This window comes from Rhodosalinus sp. K401, from assembly GCF_041365735.1.
GTDB lineage: Bacteria > Pseudomonadota > Alphaproteobacteria > Rhodobacterales > Rhodobacteraceae > Rhodosalinus.
Window position 1 is genome coordinate 28135 of the sequence record NZ_JBGFSI010000013.1, and the last position, 15857, is coordinate 43991.

At 71.4% G+C, this 15857-nt stretch carries 11 protein-coding genes; 7 read left to right on the plus strand and 4 right to left on the minus strand.

The window, feature by feature from the left end; translation table 11 throughout:
• Positions 1–42: 42 nt before the first annotated feature.
• Complete coding sequence (locus AB6A66_RS13620; protein WP_371056311.1) at positions 43–3687, minus strand: hydantoinase B/oxoprolinase family protein; 3645 nt, start codon at positions 3685–3687, stop codon at positions 43–45.
• 122 nt (positions 3688–3809) lie between these two features.
• Here AB6A66_RS13620 and AB6A66_RS13625 point away from each other — a divergent pair, with 122 nt between their 5' ends.
• The 6 genes from AB6A66_RS13625 to AB6A66_RS13650 all read left to right on the plus strand — a co-directional run bounded on the left by AB6A66_RS13625 (position 3810) and on the right by AB6A66_RS13650 (position 9610).
• A complete protein-coding gene (locus tag AB6A66_RS13625) occupies positions 3810–4790 on the plus strand; it encodes a TRAP transporter substrate-binding protein (protein WP_371056312.1) in 981 nt (326 codons plus the stop codon).
• 67 nt (positions 4791–4857) lie between these two features.
• The gene (locus AB6A66_RS13630) at positions 4858–5409 is read left to right on the plus strand and encodes a TRAP transporter small permease (RefSeq protein WP_371056313.1); all 552 of its coding nucleotides are present in this window, start codon (positions 4858–4860) and stop codon (positions 5407–5409) included.
• On the plus strand, positions 5409–6713 hold the full coding sequence (locus AB6A66_RS13635; RefSeq protein WP_371056314.1) for a TRAP transporter large permease: 1305 nt from the start codon (positions 5409–5411) through the stop codon (positions 6711–6713). Before AB6A66_RS13630 ends, AB6A66_RS13635 begins: the two co-directional genes overlap by 1 nt.
• Positions 6710–7237 (plus strand): winged helix DNA-binding protein, encoded by a 528-nt coding sequence (locus AB6A66_RS13640; protein ID WP_371056315.1) that lies wholly within the window; start codon positions 6710–6712, stop codon positions 7235–7237. Before AB6A66_RS13635 ends, AB6A66_RS13640 begins: the two co-directional genes overlap by 4 nt.
• Positions 7234–8157 (plus strand): hypothetical protein, encoded by a 924-nt coding sequence (locus AB6A66_RS13645; RefSeq protein ID WP_371056316.1) that lies wholly within the window; start codon positions 7234–7236, stop codon positions 8155–8157. The genes AB6A66_RS13640 and AB6A66_RS13645 overlap by 4 nt, the downstream gene beginning before the upstream one ends.
• Before the next feature lie 52 nt (positions 8158–8209).
• Positions 8210–9610, plus strand: a complete 1401-nt coding sequence (locus AB6A66_RS13650) for an aspartate aminotransferase family protein (RefSeq protein WP_371056317.1) — start codon at positions 8210–8212, stop codon at positions 9608–9610.
• Between the two features lie 13 nt (positions 9611–9623).
• Here AB6A66_RS13650 and AB6A66_RS13655 read toward each other — a convergent pair whose 3' ends face one another.
• Positions 9624–11300 carry an alpha/beta hydrolase gene (locus AB6A66_RS13655; RefSeq protein ID WP_371056318.1) on the minus strand — a complete coding sequence of 559 codons (1677 nt, stop codon included), beginning with the start codon at positions 11298–11300 and terminating at the stop codon, positions 9624–9626.
• Between the two features lie 55 nt (positions 11301–11355).
• Entirely contained in the window at positions 11356–11724 is a 369-nt protein-coding gene (locus AB6A66_RS13660) for a potassium channel family protein (RefSeq protein ID WP_371056319.1), read from the minus strand.
• Positions 11725–11792: 68 nt separating this feature from the next.
• Here AB6A66_RS13660 and AB6A66_RS13665 point away from each other — a divergent pair, with 68 nt between their 5' ends.
• Positions 11793–12686, plus strand: coding sequence for a dienelactone hydrolase family protein (locus tag AB6A66_RS13665; protein ID WP_371037179.1), 894 nt, complete (start codon positions 11793–11795; stop codon positions 12684–12686).
• Here AB6A66_RS13665 and AB6A66_RS13670 read toward each other — a convergent pair.
• The gene (locus AB6A66_RS13670) at positions 12683–15856 is read right to left on the minus strand and encodes an efflux RND transporter permease subunit (protein ID WP_371056320.1); all 3174 of its coding nucleotides are present in this window, start codon (positions 15854–15856) and stop codon (positions 12683–12685) included. The genes AB6A66_RS13665 and AB6A66_RS13670 overlap by 4 nt on opposite strands.
• Position 15857 lies beyond the last annotated feature (1 nt).

Here is a 15857-nt window from a genome sequence, read left to right on the forward strand (position 1 = left end):
GCGCGACGGCGCGGCCACCGGGGCCGCGCACGCCGTTCCGGATCAGGCCGCGCCGTATCCGCCGGCGGTGGGCGTGACGATCACCACCGCGTCGCCTTCGGCCACCTCGGTCTGGTCGGCGGCGCGCAACGCGTCCGTCCCTCCGTCGGCGCGATGGATCTCGGTGCGTCCGACCCGGCCGGCCGCGCCGCCTTCGAGGCCTTGCGGCGGGCGGTCCCGGTGCGAGGACAGGATCGCGAGTTCCATCGCCTCGAGGAAGCGGATACGCCGGGTGGTGCCGTCGCCCGCGCGCCAGCGCCCGTCCCCGCCGGAGGCTTCGTCGATTTCGAACCGCTCCAGCAGCACGGGATAGCGCAGTTCGAGGATCTCGGGGTCGGTCAGGCGCGAGTTCGTCATGTGGACATGCACCCCCGAGGTGCCCGCGAAACCCGTGCCGTCGTTGCGCAAGCCCGCCGGGCTGCCCGAGCAGATGGTCTCGTAATACTGGTGCCGGTCGTTGCCGAAGGTGAGGTTGTTCATCGTCCCCTGGCTGTTGGCCATCGCGCCGAGCGCGCCGAAGAGCGCGTTGGTGACATGCTGACTGGTCTCGACATTGCCGGCGACCACCGCGGCCGGATAGCGGGGCGAGAGCATGGAGCCCTCGGGGATGACGATCTTCACGGGGCGCAGGCAGCCCGCGTTCATTGGGATCGGCGCCTCGACCATCACGCGGAAGACATAGAGCACCGCGGCCCGCGTCACCGGCTCGGGCGCGTTGAAGTTGTTGGCCTGCGCCTCCGAGGTTCCGGTGAAGTCCACCGTCGCCTCCCCCCGGTCGCGATCGACGGTGATCTTCACGCGGATCACCTGGCCGGTGTCGGTGGGATACTCGTATTCGCCGTCCGAAAGCCGCCCGATCACGCGGGCCACCTCGGCCGCCGCGTTGTCTTGCACATGGTCCATGTAGGCCTGCACGACCTCCAGCCCGAACTGGTCGATCATGTGCCGCAGCTCCGCCGCGCCGCGGGCGTTCGCGGCGACCTGCGCCTTCAGGTCGGCGACGTTCTGATCGGGGTTGCGCGCGGGCCAGGCGTGATCGGTCAGCACCTCGCGGACCTCCGCATCGCGGAAGCGGCCGGCCTCCACGAGCCGGAAATTGTCGATGAGCACGCCCTCCTCGTCCACCGTGGTGGCCAGTGGCGTCATCGATCCCGGCGCCACGCCGCCCACATCCGCGTGATGCCCGCGCGAGGCAACCCAGAAGAGGATCTCCTGCTCCTCGTCGTCGAAGACGGGCGTGACCACCGTGATATCCGGCAGATGAGTCCCGCCGTTGTAGGGCGCGTTCAGCGCGAAGACATCGCCCGGCCGAACCTCGCCCGCGTTGAGGCGGATCACCGTCTCCACTGAGCGGTCCATGGAGCCGAGATGCACCGGCATGTGCGGGGCGTTGGCCACCAGCGCGCCGTCGGCGTCGAACACCGCGCAGGAGAAATCCAGCCGCTCCTTGATGTTGACGGAGCGCGCCGTCTTCTGAAGCGCGACGCCCATCTGCTCTGCGATGTTCATGAAGAGGTTGTTGAAGACCTCCAGCAACACCGGGTCGGCCTCCGTGCCGATCGCGCGCGTCCGTGCCGCGGCCTCCACGCGGCGCATCAGGATGTGATCGCGCGCCGTCACCTCGGCGCGCCAGCCGGGCTCGACCACCACGGTCTGGTTCGGTTCGATGATGAGCGCGGGGCCGGTCACGGTGCGGCCGGGGGCCAGCGCCTCGCGGCGGACGACACGCGCGCCGTGCGCCTGCCCCCCGGTGAAGAGCTCCACCTCGTCCTCGGCATCGGCCTCTCCCTCGACCGTCTCGCCGCGTGGCTCGGGGTCGGCGGCGGGCTCGGCGGCAAGGCCCTCTATCTCGGCCGCCTCTATCACGAGCGCCGCGTCGGGGTCGGTGAAGCCGAACTCGGCCTCGTGCGCGGCCTCGAAGGCCTGTCGCGCCGCGGCGACGTCGCCCGTCCACCCCACGGGCAAGGCGGTGTCGGTGCCCGCATAGCGCAGATGCAGCCGCGGCACGAGTTCGATCCCGTCGCCCGGCACGCCCTGCGCGGCGAGCGCCTCCCGCACCTCTTCGGAAAGCTCGGCGAGGGCCGTTTCCACCTCGCTCTTCCGGGCGTCCCCGAGCTCCGTCTCGAGGCCCCGCTGGCGCGCCTCGGTCACGCGGGCGAGCCCGATGCCGTAGGCCGAGAGAAGCCCCGACAGCGGATGGACGAGCACCTTCGTCATCCCCAGCGCGTCGGCCACGAGGCAGGCGTGCTGCCCGCCCGCGCCGCCGAAGGCGTTCAGAAGATAGCGCGTGACGTCGTAGCCCCGCTGCACGCTGATCTTCTTGATGGCCCCCGCCATGTTCTCCACCGCGATGCGCAGGAAGCCTTCCGCGACCTCTTCCGCCGTCTTGCCCTCGGCCTCGGCGATCTCGGCGAATTTTTCCGCCACGGTCGCGCGGTCGAGCGGCTGGTCCTGGTCGGGCCCGAAGATCGCCGGGAAGTAGTCCGGGTTCAGCTTGCCGAGCATCACGTTGGCGTCCGTGACGGTGAGCGGCCCGCCGCGGCGGTAGCAGGCGGGGCCCGGGTCGGCGCCTGCCGAATCCGGCCCGACGCGGAAACGCCCAGGGTCGGCGTGCAGGATCGAGCCGCCCCCGGCGGCCACCGTGTGCACGCGGAGCATGGGCGCCCGCATCCGGACGCCGGCCACCTGCGTCTCGAAGGCGCGCTCGAAGGCGCCGTCGAAATGGGCGACGTCGGTGGAGGTGCCGCCCATGTCGAAGCCGATCACACGGTCCTCGCCGGCGATCTGGCCGGTGCGCGCCATGCCGACGACGCCGCCCGCGGGGCCGGAGAGGATCGCGTCGCGCCCCTTGAAGCGGTCCGCGGCCGTGAGCCCGCCCGAGGACATCATGAACTGGAGCGTCGGCCCTTCGGCGTCGGGGGGCGTGGCGCCCAGCGCGGCGGCCACCTTCTCGACGTAGCGCGAGAGGATCGGCGTCAGGTAGGCGTCCACGACCGTCGTGTCGCCCCGGCCCACGAACTTGATGAGCGGCGAGACCTCGTGGCTGACGGAGACCTGCCCGAATCCGGCCTCCCGCGCCGCCTCGGCCAGCGCGAGTTCGTGGTCGGGCGCGGTCCAGGCATGCATGAGGACGATGGCCACGGCGTCGATGCCGTCGGCCTTCGCGGCCTCCAGCGCGGCGCGGGCGGCGGGCAGATCGAGGGCGCGCTCCACCGTGCCGTCGGCGCGCACGCGTTCCGGCACCTCCACCACGCGCTCGTAGAGCATCTCGGGCAGGACGATCTCCTTGGCGAAGATGTCCGGCCGGTCCTGGTAGGCGATTCGAAGCGCGTCGCGGAATCCCTCGGTCACCAGAAGGAGCGTCCGGTCGCCCTTGCGCTCGAGAAGCGCGTTGGTGGCGACCGTCGTGCCCATCCGCACCGTGCCGACGCGCTCGGGCGGGATCGCGCCGGGCTCCGCGCCGAGCAGCCGGCGGATACCCTCGATCGCCGCGTCGGCGTAGACGCCGGGGTTCTCCGACAGAAGCTTCAGGGCCGTGAGCCTGCCGTCCGGCGCGCGGCCGATCACGTCGGTGAAGGTGCCGCCGCGGTCGATCCAGAAATCCCACCGCCCGTTCGCCGCGTCCGCCATCACCGTCACTCCCGTCATCGATCATTCGATGACAAATCGTTGACAAATTGATAACGTCTAGTCAACCTTCATGGCAGTCGGGGCCGGCCGCGCGCCGGGCCCGCGCAGAAAAGAAACCGATCCAGACAGGGATGACCGCAATGACCTTTCTCGCCTTCCGCAGCCTGACCGGCGCCGTCGCGGGCGCGGCCTTCGCGTTGCCCGCCGCCGCCGCCAACTGGGACATGCCCACGCCCTACGGCGACAGCGTGTTCCACACCCAGAACATCACGCAGTTCGCCGAGGACGTGGCCGCGGCCACCGACGGCGCGGTGGAGATCACCGTGCACTCGGCGGGCTCGCTCTACGCCCACCCGGAGATCAAGGACTCGGTGCGCCGGGGCCTTGCGCCCATCGGCGAGGTGCTGATGTCGCGGCTGGCCAACGAGGACCCGGTCTTCGCGGTCGATTCGATCCCCTTCCTGGCCTCGAGCTACGAGGAGGCCGAGGCGCTCTGGGAGGCGTCCCGCCCGCTCGTCGAGGAGAAGCTCGCGGCGCAGGGGCTTACGCTGCTCTTCGCGGTGCCGTGGCCGGGCCAGAGCCTTTACAGCCAGGAACCGCTGGCATCCGCCGCGGATCTCGAGGGCGCGTCGTTCCGCGCCTACAACGCCGCGACCGAGCGGCTGGCGCAACTCATGGGCGCGGTGCCCACCCAGGTGGAGGCCGGCGACATCCCCACCGCTTTCGCCACCGGCCGGGTCGACGCGATGATCACCTCGCCCTCCACCGGCGTCTCGAGCCAGGCGTGGGATTTCACCTCGCATTACACCGACACGCAGGCCTGGCTGCCCAAGAACATGGTGATCGTGAACACCCGCGCGTTCGAGGCCCTGCCCGAGGACCAGCGCGCGGCGCTTCTCGACGCCGCCGCCACCGCCGAGAGCCGCGGCTGGGAGATGTCGGCCGCCGAAACCGAGGAGAAGATCGCCACGCTGGAGGAGAACGGCATGACGGTCTCCCCGCCCTCCGACGAGCTGGCCGCAGAGCTCGCCGAGGTCGGCGAGACGATGACGGCCGAATGGCTGGACGAGGCCGGCGACGAGGGCCGGCAGGTCATCGAGGCCTACCAGTCGGGCATGTGATCCGCCTATCGGCGGGGCCGGGATCCCGGCCCCGCCGCCCTTTCCCCCTTTCAGCCGGAGACGCCGGATGCGCCGGATGCTCGACCGCCTTTACGACGGGGCGCTGTGGCTCGCCGCCCTCTCTTTCGCGCTGATCGCGGCGCTCGTCCTGCTGCAGATCCTCGGGCGGCTCGTCGACCGCGCGGCGCGCGCGCTGGAAATGCCGCCGCCCGGCTTCACCATTCCCTCGCTCGCGGAGTTCGGCGCCTACCTCTTCGTGGCGGCCGTCTTCCTCGGGCTCGCCGGAACGCTGCAGGCGGGCGGGCATGTGCGGGTGAAGCTGGTGATCCGGTCCCTGCCGCTCGCTGCGGCGCGCTGGCTCGGCGCGGCGGTGGCCGGGCTCGCCGTGGCACTCGGGGCTTTCGCCAGCTGGTCGAGCCTTCTTCAGACGCTGGACAGCCTCCGCTTCGACTCCGTCAGCTATGGCGTCATCGCCATTCCCCTGGCCATTCCGCAGGCAGTGATGACGCTGGGCCTCGCGCTTTTCACGGTCGCGCTTCTCGATGCGATGGCCACCCTGCTGCGCGGCGGCACGCCCGCCCATGACGCGGCCGAGCTGCGCACCGAGGAGGCGCGCTGATGGAGATCGCGCTTCTCTCGCCGCTCCTCGTGGCGGTGCTCTTCGGCGCGCTGGCCGCCGGGCTCTGGGTGGGGTTCGCGCTCATCCTCGTGGGGCTGGTCGCCATGGTCGCGGCCGCGCCGGCGCCTCCGGAGCTTGTCTTCGCCACCAAGGTCTGGGGCGGGCTGTCCGTCTGGGATCTCACGGCGCTGCCGATGTTCATCTGGATGGGCGAGATCCTGGTGCGATCGCGGCTCTCCTCGGACATGTTCTCCGGCCTCGCGCCCTTCACCGCGCGGCTGCCCGGGCGTCTGCTGCACGTCAACGTGCTGGGCTGCGCGCTCTTCGCGGCGGTCTCCGGCTCCTCGGCCGCGACCACCGCCACCATCGGGCGCATGTCGCTGCCCGAACTCAGGGCGCGCGGCTACGACGACCGGATGGCGATCGGCACGCTCGCGGGCTCGGGCACCTTCGGCTTCCTGATCCCGCCCTCTATCATCCTGATCGTCTATGGCGCGGCGACCGAGCAGTCCATCGCGCGGCTCTTTCTCGCGGGCGTGCTGCCGGGGCTGATGCTGGCCGGGCTCTTCGGCGGCTACATCATGCTCTGGTCGCTCCTGAACCGCGCGCGGATGCCCGCCGAGGAGCCGCCCACCGACCGGCGCGAGGCGATGCGCGCCGCCGCCCGGCTTCTGCCGGTGATCGGGCTCATCGTGGCGGTGATCGGGTCCATCTACGCCGGCATCGCAAGCCCCACGGAGGCCGCTGTGATCGGCGTGGCCGGCGCGCTGATCCTCTCCTGGGCGACGGGCGCTTTGTCGCTGACCGGGCTCGGCGACTCGCTTCGCGCCGCCACGGTCACGACCTGCATGATCTCGTTCATCCTCGCGGGCGCGGCCTTCCTCACGGTGGCGATGGGCTACACGGGCATCCCGCGCCAGCTCGCCGCCTGGATCGGCGAGATGGGTCTTTCGCCCTTCGCGCTCCTCGCCATCCTCACCCTGTTCTTCATCGTCATGGGCATGTTCCTCGACGGCATCTCCATCGTGGTCCTGACCGTCTCGATCATCCTGCCCATGGTGACGGCCGCGGGGATCGACCCGATCTGGTTCGGCATCTTCCTCGTCCTCGTCGTCGAGATGAGCCAGATCACCCCGCCCGTGGGCTTCAACCTCTTCGTCATCCAGACGATCACGGGGCGGGACATCTTCACCGTGGCGCGCTACGCGCTGCCCTTCTTCCTGCTTCTGGTGCTCGCCGTGGCCATCCTCGCGGTCTTCCCCGAGATCGCGCTCTGGCTGCCGGGCACGATGCTGTCGCGATGACCGGCCCGGGCGACAGACCGATGGTCGGGCCGGTGGTGAGCTCGGCCCACCTGGCCAACTCGAAGGTGCCGGAGCTTTCGGAGGTGGAGTTCGCCCTGACCATGGCGAACCACGCCTTCCAGCGCTGGATCACGCGCTGCATGACGGCGGCCGGCGCGCCCGGCATGGCGCCGCTCGAGGTGCTGATCCTGCATCTCGTCAACCACCGCGACCGCGCCAAGACGCTCGCCGACATCCGCCTCGTCCTGCATTTGGAGGACACGCATCTCGTCTCCTACGCCGTGCGCAAGCTGAACGAGCGCGGGGTCGTCGAAACTGGGCGCGAGGGCAAGGAGAAGACCGTCCGGATCACCGAGGCGGGCACGGCGCTCTGCACGCGCTACGCCGAGGTGCGCGAGGCACTTCTCGTCGAGGGCATCGCCGCCTCGGGCCTCGATCCGGCGGAGATGTCGCGGCTCGCCGCGCTCCTGCGCGCGATCTCGGGCAGCTACGATCAGGCCGCCCGGGCCGCCACCACGCTTTGACGGGCCTGCTGGCGCGGGCCGGGCGGCAGGGGCGCTGGCTTTTGCTCGCGGGGCTGGCGGCGGGCATCGCCCTGCCGGACCTCGCCGGGGCGATGATCCCCGCCATCGTGCCCCTGATCGCGGCCACGCTCTTCGTCGCCGCGCTGCGCACCGGGCCGGCGGCGGCGCTGCCCCCGCGGGCGGGGCTGCGGCGGGCGGTCCTGCGTACGCTGGTGCTGCAGACGGCCCTGCCGCTCGCCGCCGGGGCCGTCCTGGCCGCGCTGGGATGGCTGGACAGGCCGGCCGCGATCGGCGCGGTGCTGGTGCTGGCCGCCGCGCCCATCACCGGCGTGCCGGGCCTTGCGGTGATGAGCGGCGCGGAGCCCGGCGCGGCGCTGCGCCAGCTCGCCCTCGGCACCGCGCTCCTGCCGTTCACGGCGGCACCGGTCTTCGCGCTTCTCCCGGTGTTTCCCGATCCGCTCGCTGTCGCGGCCGGGGCGCTGCGGCTTCTTGCGGTGATCGGCGCCGCGGTCGGGGCGGCGGCCCTGGCGCGGCGGCTCATCCCGGCCCTCGCGCGCCCCGAGGCGATACCCGCGCTCGACGGGGCCATGGCGATCGCCATGGCGGTGGTGGTGATCGCCCTCATGTCGGCGGTCGGGCCCGCCATCCTGGGCGCCACGGCCGCGCTGGCCGGGAACCTCGCGCTCGCCTTCGCGCTCAACCTCGGGCTTGCGCGCGGCGTTTTCGTCCTCGGCGGCGCGGCGCTTCCGCGCGGGGAGGCCGCGGCGCTCGCCATCGCGGCCTCCTGCCGCAATCTCGCGCTCTTCCTGGCCGCGCTGCCGCCGGAGACCACGGGGCAGATCCTGCTTTTCGTGGGCTGCTACCAGGTGCCGATGTATCTCACACCGCTGGTTCTGCCGCGCCTCCTCGGCCGGCGCTGAGCCATTGCACGCGCGCCCGATCCGGGGGATCAAGGCGCCAGGAGGACACCCGATGAAAGACCGCGCCGAAGACCCCTTCGCCGTCCCGCCCGACACGCTCGGCCTCGACGCCGACGAGATGCGCCGGCTCGGCTACAAGGTCGTGGACATGGTCGTCGATCGGGCCATGCGCCGCAACGCGGAGCCCGCGATCCGCACGGGCGCGCCGGACGAGCTGCGCGCAGCACTTGGCGGGCCGCTGCCGGAAGCGCCGATGGACCCCGACGCCTCGCTCGACCTCATGGCAGAGGTGGCTCTCGCGCATCAGCAGCATGGCGATCACCCGCGCTATTTTGCGCGCGTGCCCGGGCCCGCCTCCTTCGCGGCCATCCTGGGCGAATGGATGGGCACCGGGTTCAACACCATCGCGGCAAGCTGGGGCGGGGGATCGGGCCCGGCCACCGTGGAACTCGTGGTGGTGGACTGGCTGGCGGAGCTCCTGGGCATGCCGCGTCGGACGGAAGGCGTGCTGCTTTCGGGCGGCTCGCTCGCCAATCTCACGGCCTTCGGGGCGGCGCGCGCGGAAACGGGGCCGGGCGTGGCCTACCTCACCGACCAGACCCACGCCTCCCTGCCGCGTGACCTGCGCGCCCTGGGCTGGGCGGAGGACGACATCCGCACGCTTCCGGCCGATGCGCGCTGGCGCATGGACCCTGCGCGGCTGGCCGCCGCCCTGGCCTCGGACCGCGCCGAGGGCCGGCGTCCCGCCATGGTGATCGCCACGGCGGGATCCACGAACACCGGCGCGGCGGACCCGCTGGACAAGATCGCCGACATCGCGGCGCAAGAGGGGCTCTGGCTGCATGTGGACGGCGCCTACGGCGCGCCTGCCGCGCTCACGCCCGAGGGCCGCGCCGCGCTCGCGGGGATGGAGCGCGCGGATTCCCTCGTGCTCGACCCGCACAAATGGCTCTTCCAGCCCTACGACGTGGGCGCCTGCCTCGTCACCCGCCCCGGCGCGCTCGAACGCGCCTTCGCGATGAGCCCGGAATACCTGCGCGACGTGCAGCAGGGCACGGGCGCCGTGAACTTCGGCAATCGCAGCCTCGAGCTCAGCCGCCGCTCCCGCGCGCTCAAGCTCTGGATGTCGCTGCGCACCTACGGCGCGGCGCGCTTCCGCGCGGCGGTGACGGACGGGCTGCGCCTTGCCGAAATCGCCGAGGCCGAGTTGCGCGCCCGCGCGGACCGCTGGGAGGTGGTGACGCCGGCCGAACTCGGCATCACCTGCTTCGCGCTCCGGGGCGCCGACGGCGCCGAGCACGAGCGCCGGGCGCGGGCGGTCTCGGAGGAGGGGTTCGCCTGCGTCACGACGACGACGCTCGGCGGGCGCAGCGTGCTCCGGCTCTGCACGATCAACCCGCTCACGACGCCCGAGGACATCCGCGGCACCCTCGACCGGCTGGAGCGCGCATGAGCCCCGCACCCGCTCACCAGGGCGGCGGGCGCGCCTCGAAGATCGCCTTCAGCTCCTCGGCCCGCGCCTCGCTCCACCCCGGCGGATCGGTGAGCGCGGCCCAGGCGTCGATGTAGTCCTCGGCCACGTAGAAATGCCCGTAGCCCTCGATCGCAAGCGCGATCGTCATGTCGAGGCCGACCTGGAACGCCGTGACGAGCGGGAACCACCGCATCTCGGGGGAGACGTCGGGCGCGCGCGGCTCCTCGAGCCAGGCGGGCCGGCGCCAGAGCGTGGCGAAATCGAAGTTGACGATGGGATCGCTGCCGTAGCTCAGGAACACGAAGCGGATCGGCCCCCAGGGCGCGGGCGCGCTGTCCAGCGTGTTCGCCTGGTTGGTGACGCGGATCATGGAGCCGTTGCCGAAGGTCGGCCGCCAGGCCGGGCTGTCCGGGTTGCGGTTGCTGCGGACGTAGCTCCAGAGCGGGCTCACGAAGGGGGAGCCGGCCCACATCGCGCCCTTGGGCGGCGCGTCGAGCACGTCGAAGAGCGGGAACTCCGCCTGGCTGTTGAGCGCGCCCTGGCTCAGCCCGTGGATGTAGAGATGCGGCCGCTCCTCCTCGGGCAGCGTCAGCCAGTGGCCGTAGATCACGTCGAAGAGGGCCCGCGCCTGGTCGAGCCCGTATTCGACGTTCGTCAGGATCGAGAGCACCGAGGTCAGGTAGGAATACTGCGCGCCGACCTGCGCGGTGTCGCCGCCCCACATGAAGTCGATCGTGTCGTGGGCGCCCGGATCCATCCAGCCCGTGCCGACGGGCGTCGTGATGATCAGAAGCTCGCGCTCGAAGCCGCCGGTGCGGATGAGCTCCTCAAGCGCCAGTTCCGCGCGCTCCCGCGCGGTGTCCGCCGAGACGCGGCCCACGTAGACGCGCACGGGGCGCTTGGCACCCTCTCCCCAATAGTCCGCGATCTCCTCGGCCGAAGGCGTGCGCGAGATGAAGTCGCGGCCCCGGTTGCCGAGCTCGTCCCAGCCGATCAGCGACGCCGCGCTGCCCGTCATCATCGGGTCCATGGGCTGCTCCGTGGCCGGGTCGAAAACCTGCTCGCCCGCGGCGAACGCATCGTCGGCCAGCGCGAGCCCCTTGCGCACCAGCACCCCGTTCACGACCGTCCAGGAGACGAAGACGGCCACCAGCACGCCGAGCACGGGCCCGACGCGCCCCGGCAGGACGCGGCCGAGCGCTCCGCCCGTCCGCCGCGCGAGCAACATGAACCCGCTGCCCGCGGCCCAGAGGACGAGGAAGATCGCGAGGGCGATCCCCCCGACGAGGATCGGATGCGCCGTCGAGACCGGCTCGAGCTGCATCACGGCGCGCGTGGCGTTCTGCCACTCCGCCGCGTTCCAGAGGCCCCAGCCGCAGAGGCCGAGCGCCACGAGCACGAGGAGGCTCCGCACCGCCCGCTCGCCGGACGGGCCCGGAAGCGGCAGGAGCATGATCCGCCAGACCCAGACGAGAAGGCTGCCGACGCCATAGCCGACCGCCGCTGAAATACCGCTGAGCGCACCCTGCATCACCGGGTCGCGCGGGATGAGCGAGGGCGTCAGCGAGGCGACGAAGAAGATCGCGGCGAAGAGGATGCCGAGGCCCGTCGGCACCCAGTGACGCCGTCGCCAGTCGGGCGCTTCGCCCGCGTCCACCGTCTCGCTCATGGATCCGCTCCCGCCAGGTCTCAGCCTCCGACTGAAGGCGTAGCGGCCCGACGTGTCAATCCTGCGACGCCTCCCCGGGCGGATCGGCGGCCTCGCCCGTCTCTGCGCGGGATTTCCGAATCAGGTGATCGCCAAGCGCGCCGGCCGCCGCCACGAAGAGCCCGATCCCGAGGAAGATGTAGATCATGGTGAAGACCTTCCCCGCCGCGGTCGCGGGCACGAGTTCGCCGTAGCCCACGGTGGAGATCGTCACCACCGAGAAGAAGAGCGCGTCGAGCCATCCCCAGCCTTCGACCCAGCGGTAGAACAGCGCCGCCAGGGCGATCAGCGTCCCGGTAAGCGCCAGAAGCGCCCGCACGCGCGCGTCGGCGAACGCGCCGGCGACGCCGCCTGCAAGCCATATCAGCGGCCTTTGCCGTGCCATGTCTCCTCCCGTTTTTTCGTGTCGCCTTTCATCAAGACGCGGGCGCCGTGCTGTGGCAAGGTCCGGCCATGAGGTTCGGCTGGCCGGGGCGGCGTGCGATGTGGTGGATGGTGATCGGTGGCACGGTGGCCCTGGTCCTTGTGGTGGTCGCGGGGAACACGGTGGGACGCTACACGGGGCTGACCGTTCCGCGCGACACGCCGGAGACGCTGTCGGCGCTTCTCAAGCCGCATTACACGGTGACACGCCCCGAGGGCGAAGGGCCGTTCCCCACCGCGCTTCTTCTGTCAGGCTGCGACGGGCCGCGCGACAATCTTCCGCGCTGGGCGGAGGCGCTCAAGGCGCGCGGCTGGGCCTCGGTCGTGGTGGACAGCCACACGCCGCGGGGCTTCACCGAGTTCCAGCTCTGGCGACTGATCTGCGCGGGCCAGCTCCTCAACGGCGCGGAGCGCGCGGGGGACATCGCGGTGGCCATCGACGACGTGCGCGCCATGCCCTTCGTGGACGGGGACCGGATCGCGCTCGTCGGCGCTTCCCATGGCGGCTGGGCGATCCTGGAGTTCCTCTCCATGGCGGACCACGGCGAGGTGCCGCACATCCTGACGGAGTGGCCGGAAAGCCTTGCCGCCGACCCGCTCGACGGCATCGGGGCGGCGCTCCTGCTCTATCCCTATTGCGGGCAGCTGAGCCGCGCGAGCCGGCGCGGCTGGCGGAGCGAGGTCCCGGCGCTGTTCCTGCTCGCGAAGAACGATGCCATCGCCAACGAGGAGGACTGCCTGACCGTGGCCCGGCGCGAGGCGCGGCGCGGATTGCCGGTGGAAACGCACGTCTATTCCGGCGTCACCCACGGCTTCGACCAGCAGGAGAAGGCGCCGCTCAGCACGCTCGGCTACGACGCGGAGGCGACCGCGGACGCGCTCGCCCGCGGCGGCGCCTTCCTCGACGCCGCCATGGGCCGCTAGGTCTTCGTCGCGCCGTCGTCGTCCCCGGCGGCGGAATGGACGAGGTCCGGCCCGGCCCCGGCCCGCCCCTTCAGCCGTTCCCGGAGCGACTGGAACACGACGTAAAGCGCCGGGATCGCGAAGATGCCGACAACCGCCGCCGCGAGCATCCCGCCCGCGACCCCCGTGCCCACCGCGCGGCGGCTCAGCATCGAGGCGCCTTCCGCCGTGACGAGAGGGATCAGGCCCGCGATGAAGGCGAAGCTCGTCATCATCACCGCGCGGAAGCGGGCATGGGCGCCGCCGATCGCGGCGTCGACGATGCTGTCGCCCTGCTCGCGCCGCGCCTTGGCGAACTCCACGATCAGGATCGCGTTCTTCGCGGCGAGCGCGATCAGCACGACGAGGCCGATCTGCGCGTAGATGTTGAAGGGCAAGCCGGTGAGCAGGAGCGCCAGCATCGCGCCCGCCACGCCGAAGGTGACGGACAGAAGGACCGGCACCGGGATCGTCCAGCTTTCGTAAAGCGCGACAAGGAAGAGATAGGCGAAAAGCAACGCCATCGCGAGGATCGCCGTGGTCTGGCCGGCGGCCTGCTTCTCCTGCAGCGCGGTGCCGGTCCATTCATAGTCGTACCCGGCCGGCATCGACGCCAGGGCCACCTCCTCGATCGCGGCGAGCGCCTCGCCCGAGGAGACGCCGGACGCCGGGTTGCCGCTGATCGTCGCCGAGCGCTGGTTGTTGTAGCGCTGCAGCGACATGGGGCCGACGATGTAATCGACCTCGGCGAAGGCGCCCACGGGCACCATCTCGCCGGTCGCGGAGCGCACGTGGATTCGCGCGATGTCGGAAACCGCGTTGCGGTCCTCGGGCCGCGCGCTCATCCGCACCTGCCAGGACCGGCCGAAGAGGTTGAAGTCGTTGATGTAGGCCGAGCCGAGCGTCGGCTGCAGCGCCGCGAACACCTCCGAGAGCGGCACGCCGAGCGCGTAGAGCCGCTCGCGGTCGATGTCGAGGAAGAGCTGCGGGCTGTCCGCCGAGAAGGTGGTGTAGACGCCGGCGAGCCGCGGGTCCTGGTTGGCGGCGAAGGCGAGCCCGCGGGCCGTGGCGGCGAGGTCTTCCGCGCTCTGCCCCTGTGTGTCGAGAAGCTGGAACTCGAAGCCCGCCCCGCTGCCGAGCCCGGCGATGGGCGGCAGGTTGAACGCGATCACCTGCGCCTCGCGGATCGCCGCGCCGCGCCTCGTGGCCTCGCGGATGGCGTTGAAGACCGATGTCTCCGCGGTGGTGCGTTCCTCGAAGGGCAGCATCGTCACCAGGGCGAAGGCCGCGTTGGATTTCGAGATGCCGTCGAGGATCGAGAAACCGGTGACCGAGGTCACGCTCTCGACGCCGGGCAGCCCCATCAGCATCTCCTCGACCCCGCTTTGCGCGGCGACCGTGCGATTGAGGGACGCCGCCTCGGGCAGGCGCGTCTCGACGATGAAGGAGCCCTGGTCCTCGGAGGGCAGGAAGCCGGTGGGCACCGCGCGGAAGAGCCCGCCGGTCGCCACCGCCGCGAGGACGAGGAGCGCGACCCCGAGGATCGCGCGCCGCGCGAGCGCGCCCGCGACGCGCGTGTAGCCGTCCCGCGCGCCGTCGATACGGCTGGAGATCCAGCCCATCACACCCTTGCGCGGCCCGTGATGCGGCTTCAGAACGATGGCGCAGAGCGCGGGCGAGAGCGTGAGCGCGTTGATCGCCGAAATCACCATCGAGACGGAAACCGCCACCGCGAACTGCTGGAAGAGCTGGCCCGAGATGCCGGGGATGAAGGCCACCGGCACGAAGACCGACAGCAGCACGAGCGTGATGGCCACGATGGCGCCGGTGATCTCGCCCATGGCGGCGGAGGCCGCCTCGGCCGGCGTCATGCCCGGGTTCTCGGCCATCTTGGCCTCCACCGCCTCCACCACCACGATCGCGTCGTCCACCACGATCCCGATGGCGAGGACGAGCGCCAGAAGCGAGACGGTGTTGATGGTGAAGCCCATGGCGAGCATCACCGCGAAGGTGCCCACGAGCGCCACGGGCACGGCGACGACCGGCACGATGGTGGCGCGCAGCGAGCCGAGGAAGACGAAGACGACGAGCACCACGAGCACGAAGGCCTCGACCAGGGTGTGCTCGACCTCCGTGATGCTTTCCTTGACGAAGGTGGACGTGTCCGAGACCACCTCGATCCCCATGCCCTGGGGCAGGGTCGGCGCCGCGTCCTCGAGCGCCGCCTTGACGCCGTCCGCCGCGGCGATGGCGTTCGCCCCCGGGGCGAGGTAGATGCCGACGAGCGTGGCCGGCACACCGTTGAAGCTCGTGCCCACGTCGGAGCTGCGCTCGCCCAGCGTGACCTCGGCCACGTCGCGCACGCGCACGACGCTTCCGTCCGCGCCGCTGCGCAGGATGATCTCGCCGAACGCCTCGGGGCTTTCCAGCCGGCCGCGCGCCGAAACGTTGAGCTGCAGGCCGGGATCCTCCGTCACGGGCTGGCCGCCGACGCGGCCGATGGCGGCCTGCACGTTCTGGCTTCTGAGTGCGGCGGTCACGTCCGACGGCGCAAGCCCCAGCGCGGCGAGGCGATCGACGTCGAGGTCGATCCGCATGGCGAACTGGTTGGCCGCGAAGACCGAGGCATCGCCCACGCCGGGCACACGCTTCAGCCGGTCGAGCAGGTTGATCCGGGCGTAGTTCGTCAGGTCGCCGCCGGTGACCGCCTCGCTCTCCGCGTAGAGCGCCACGCCCATCAGGAGCGAGGAGGACTTCTTGGCCACGCGAACGCCGGTCTGGCGCACCTCGGGTGGCAGGAGGGGCTCGGCCAGCGCGACGCGGTTCTGCACGTTGATGGTTGCGAGATCGGCATCGGTGCCCACCTCGAAGCTTATGCTGAGGATATAGCTGCCGTCCGCGCCGGACGTGGACTTCATGTAGATCATGTCGTCCACGCCGATGACCTGGTCCTCGATCACCTGCGCGACGGTCTGCTCCACCACCTCGGCCCCCGCGCCCGGATAGGCAGCGACCACCGCCACCTGCGGCGGCACGATGTCGGGAAACTGCTCCACCGGCATCCGCTGAAGGGCGAGGAGCCCGGCGAGGAACAAGACGATCGAGATCACCCCGGCAAGGCGCGGGCGGCGGATGAAGGTGTCGGCGATCATC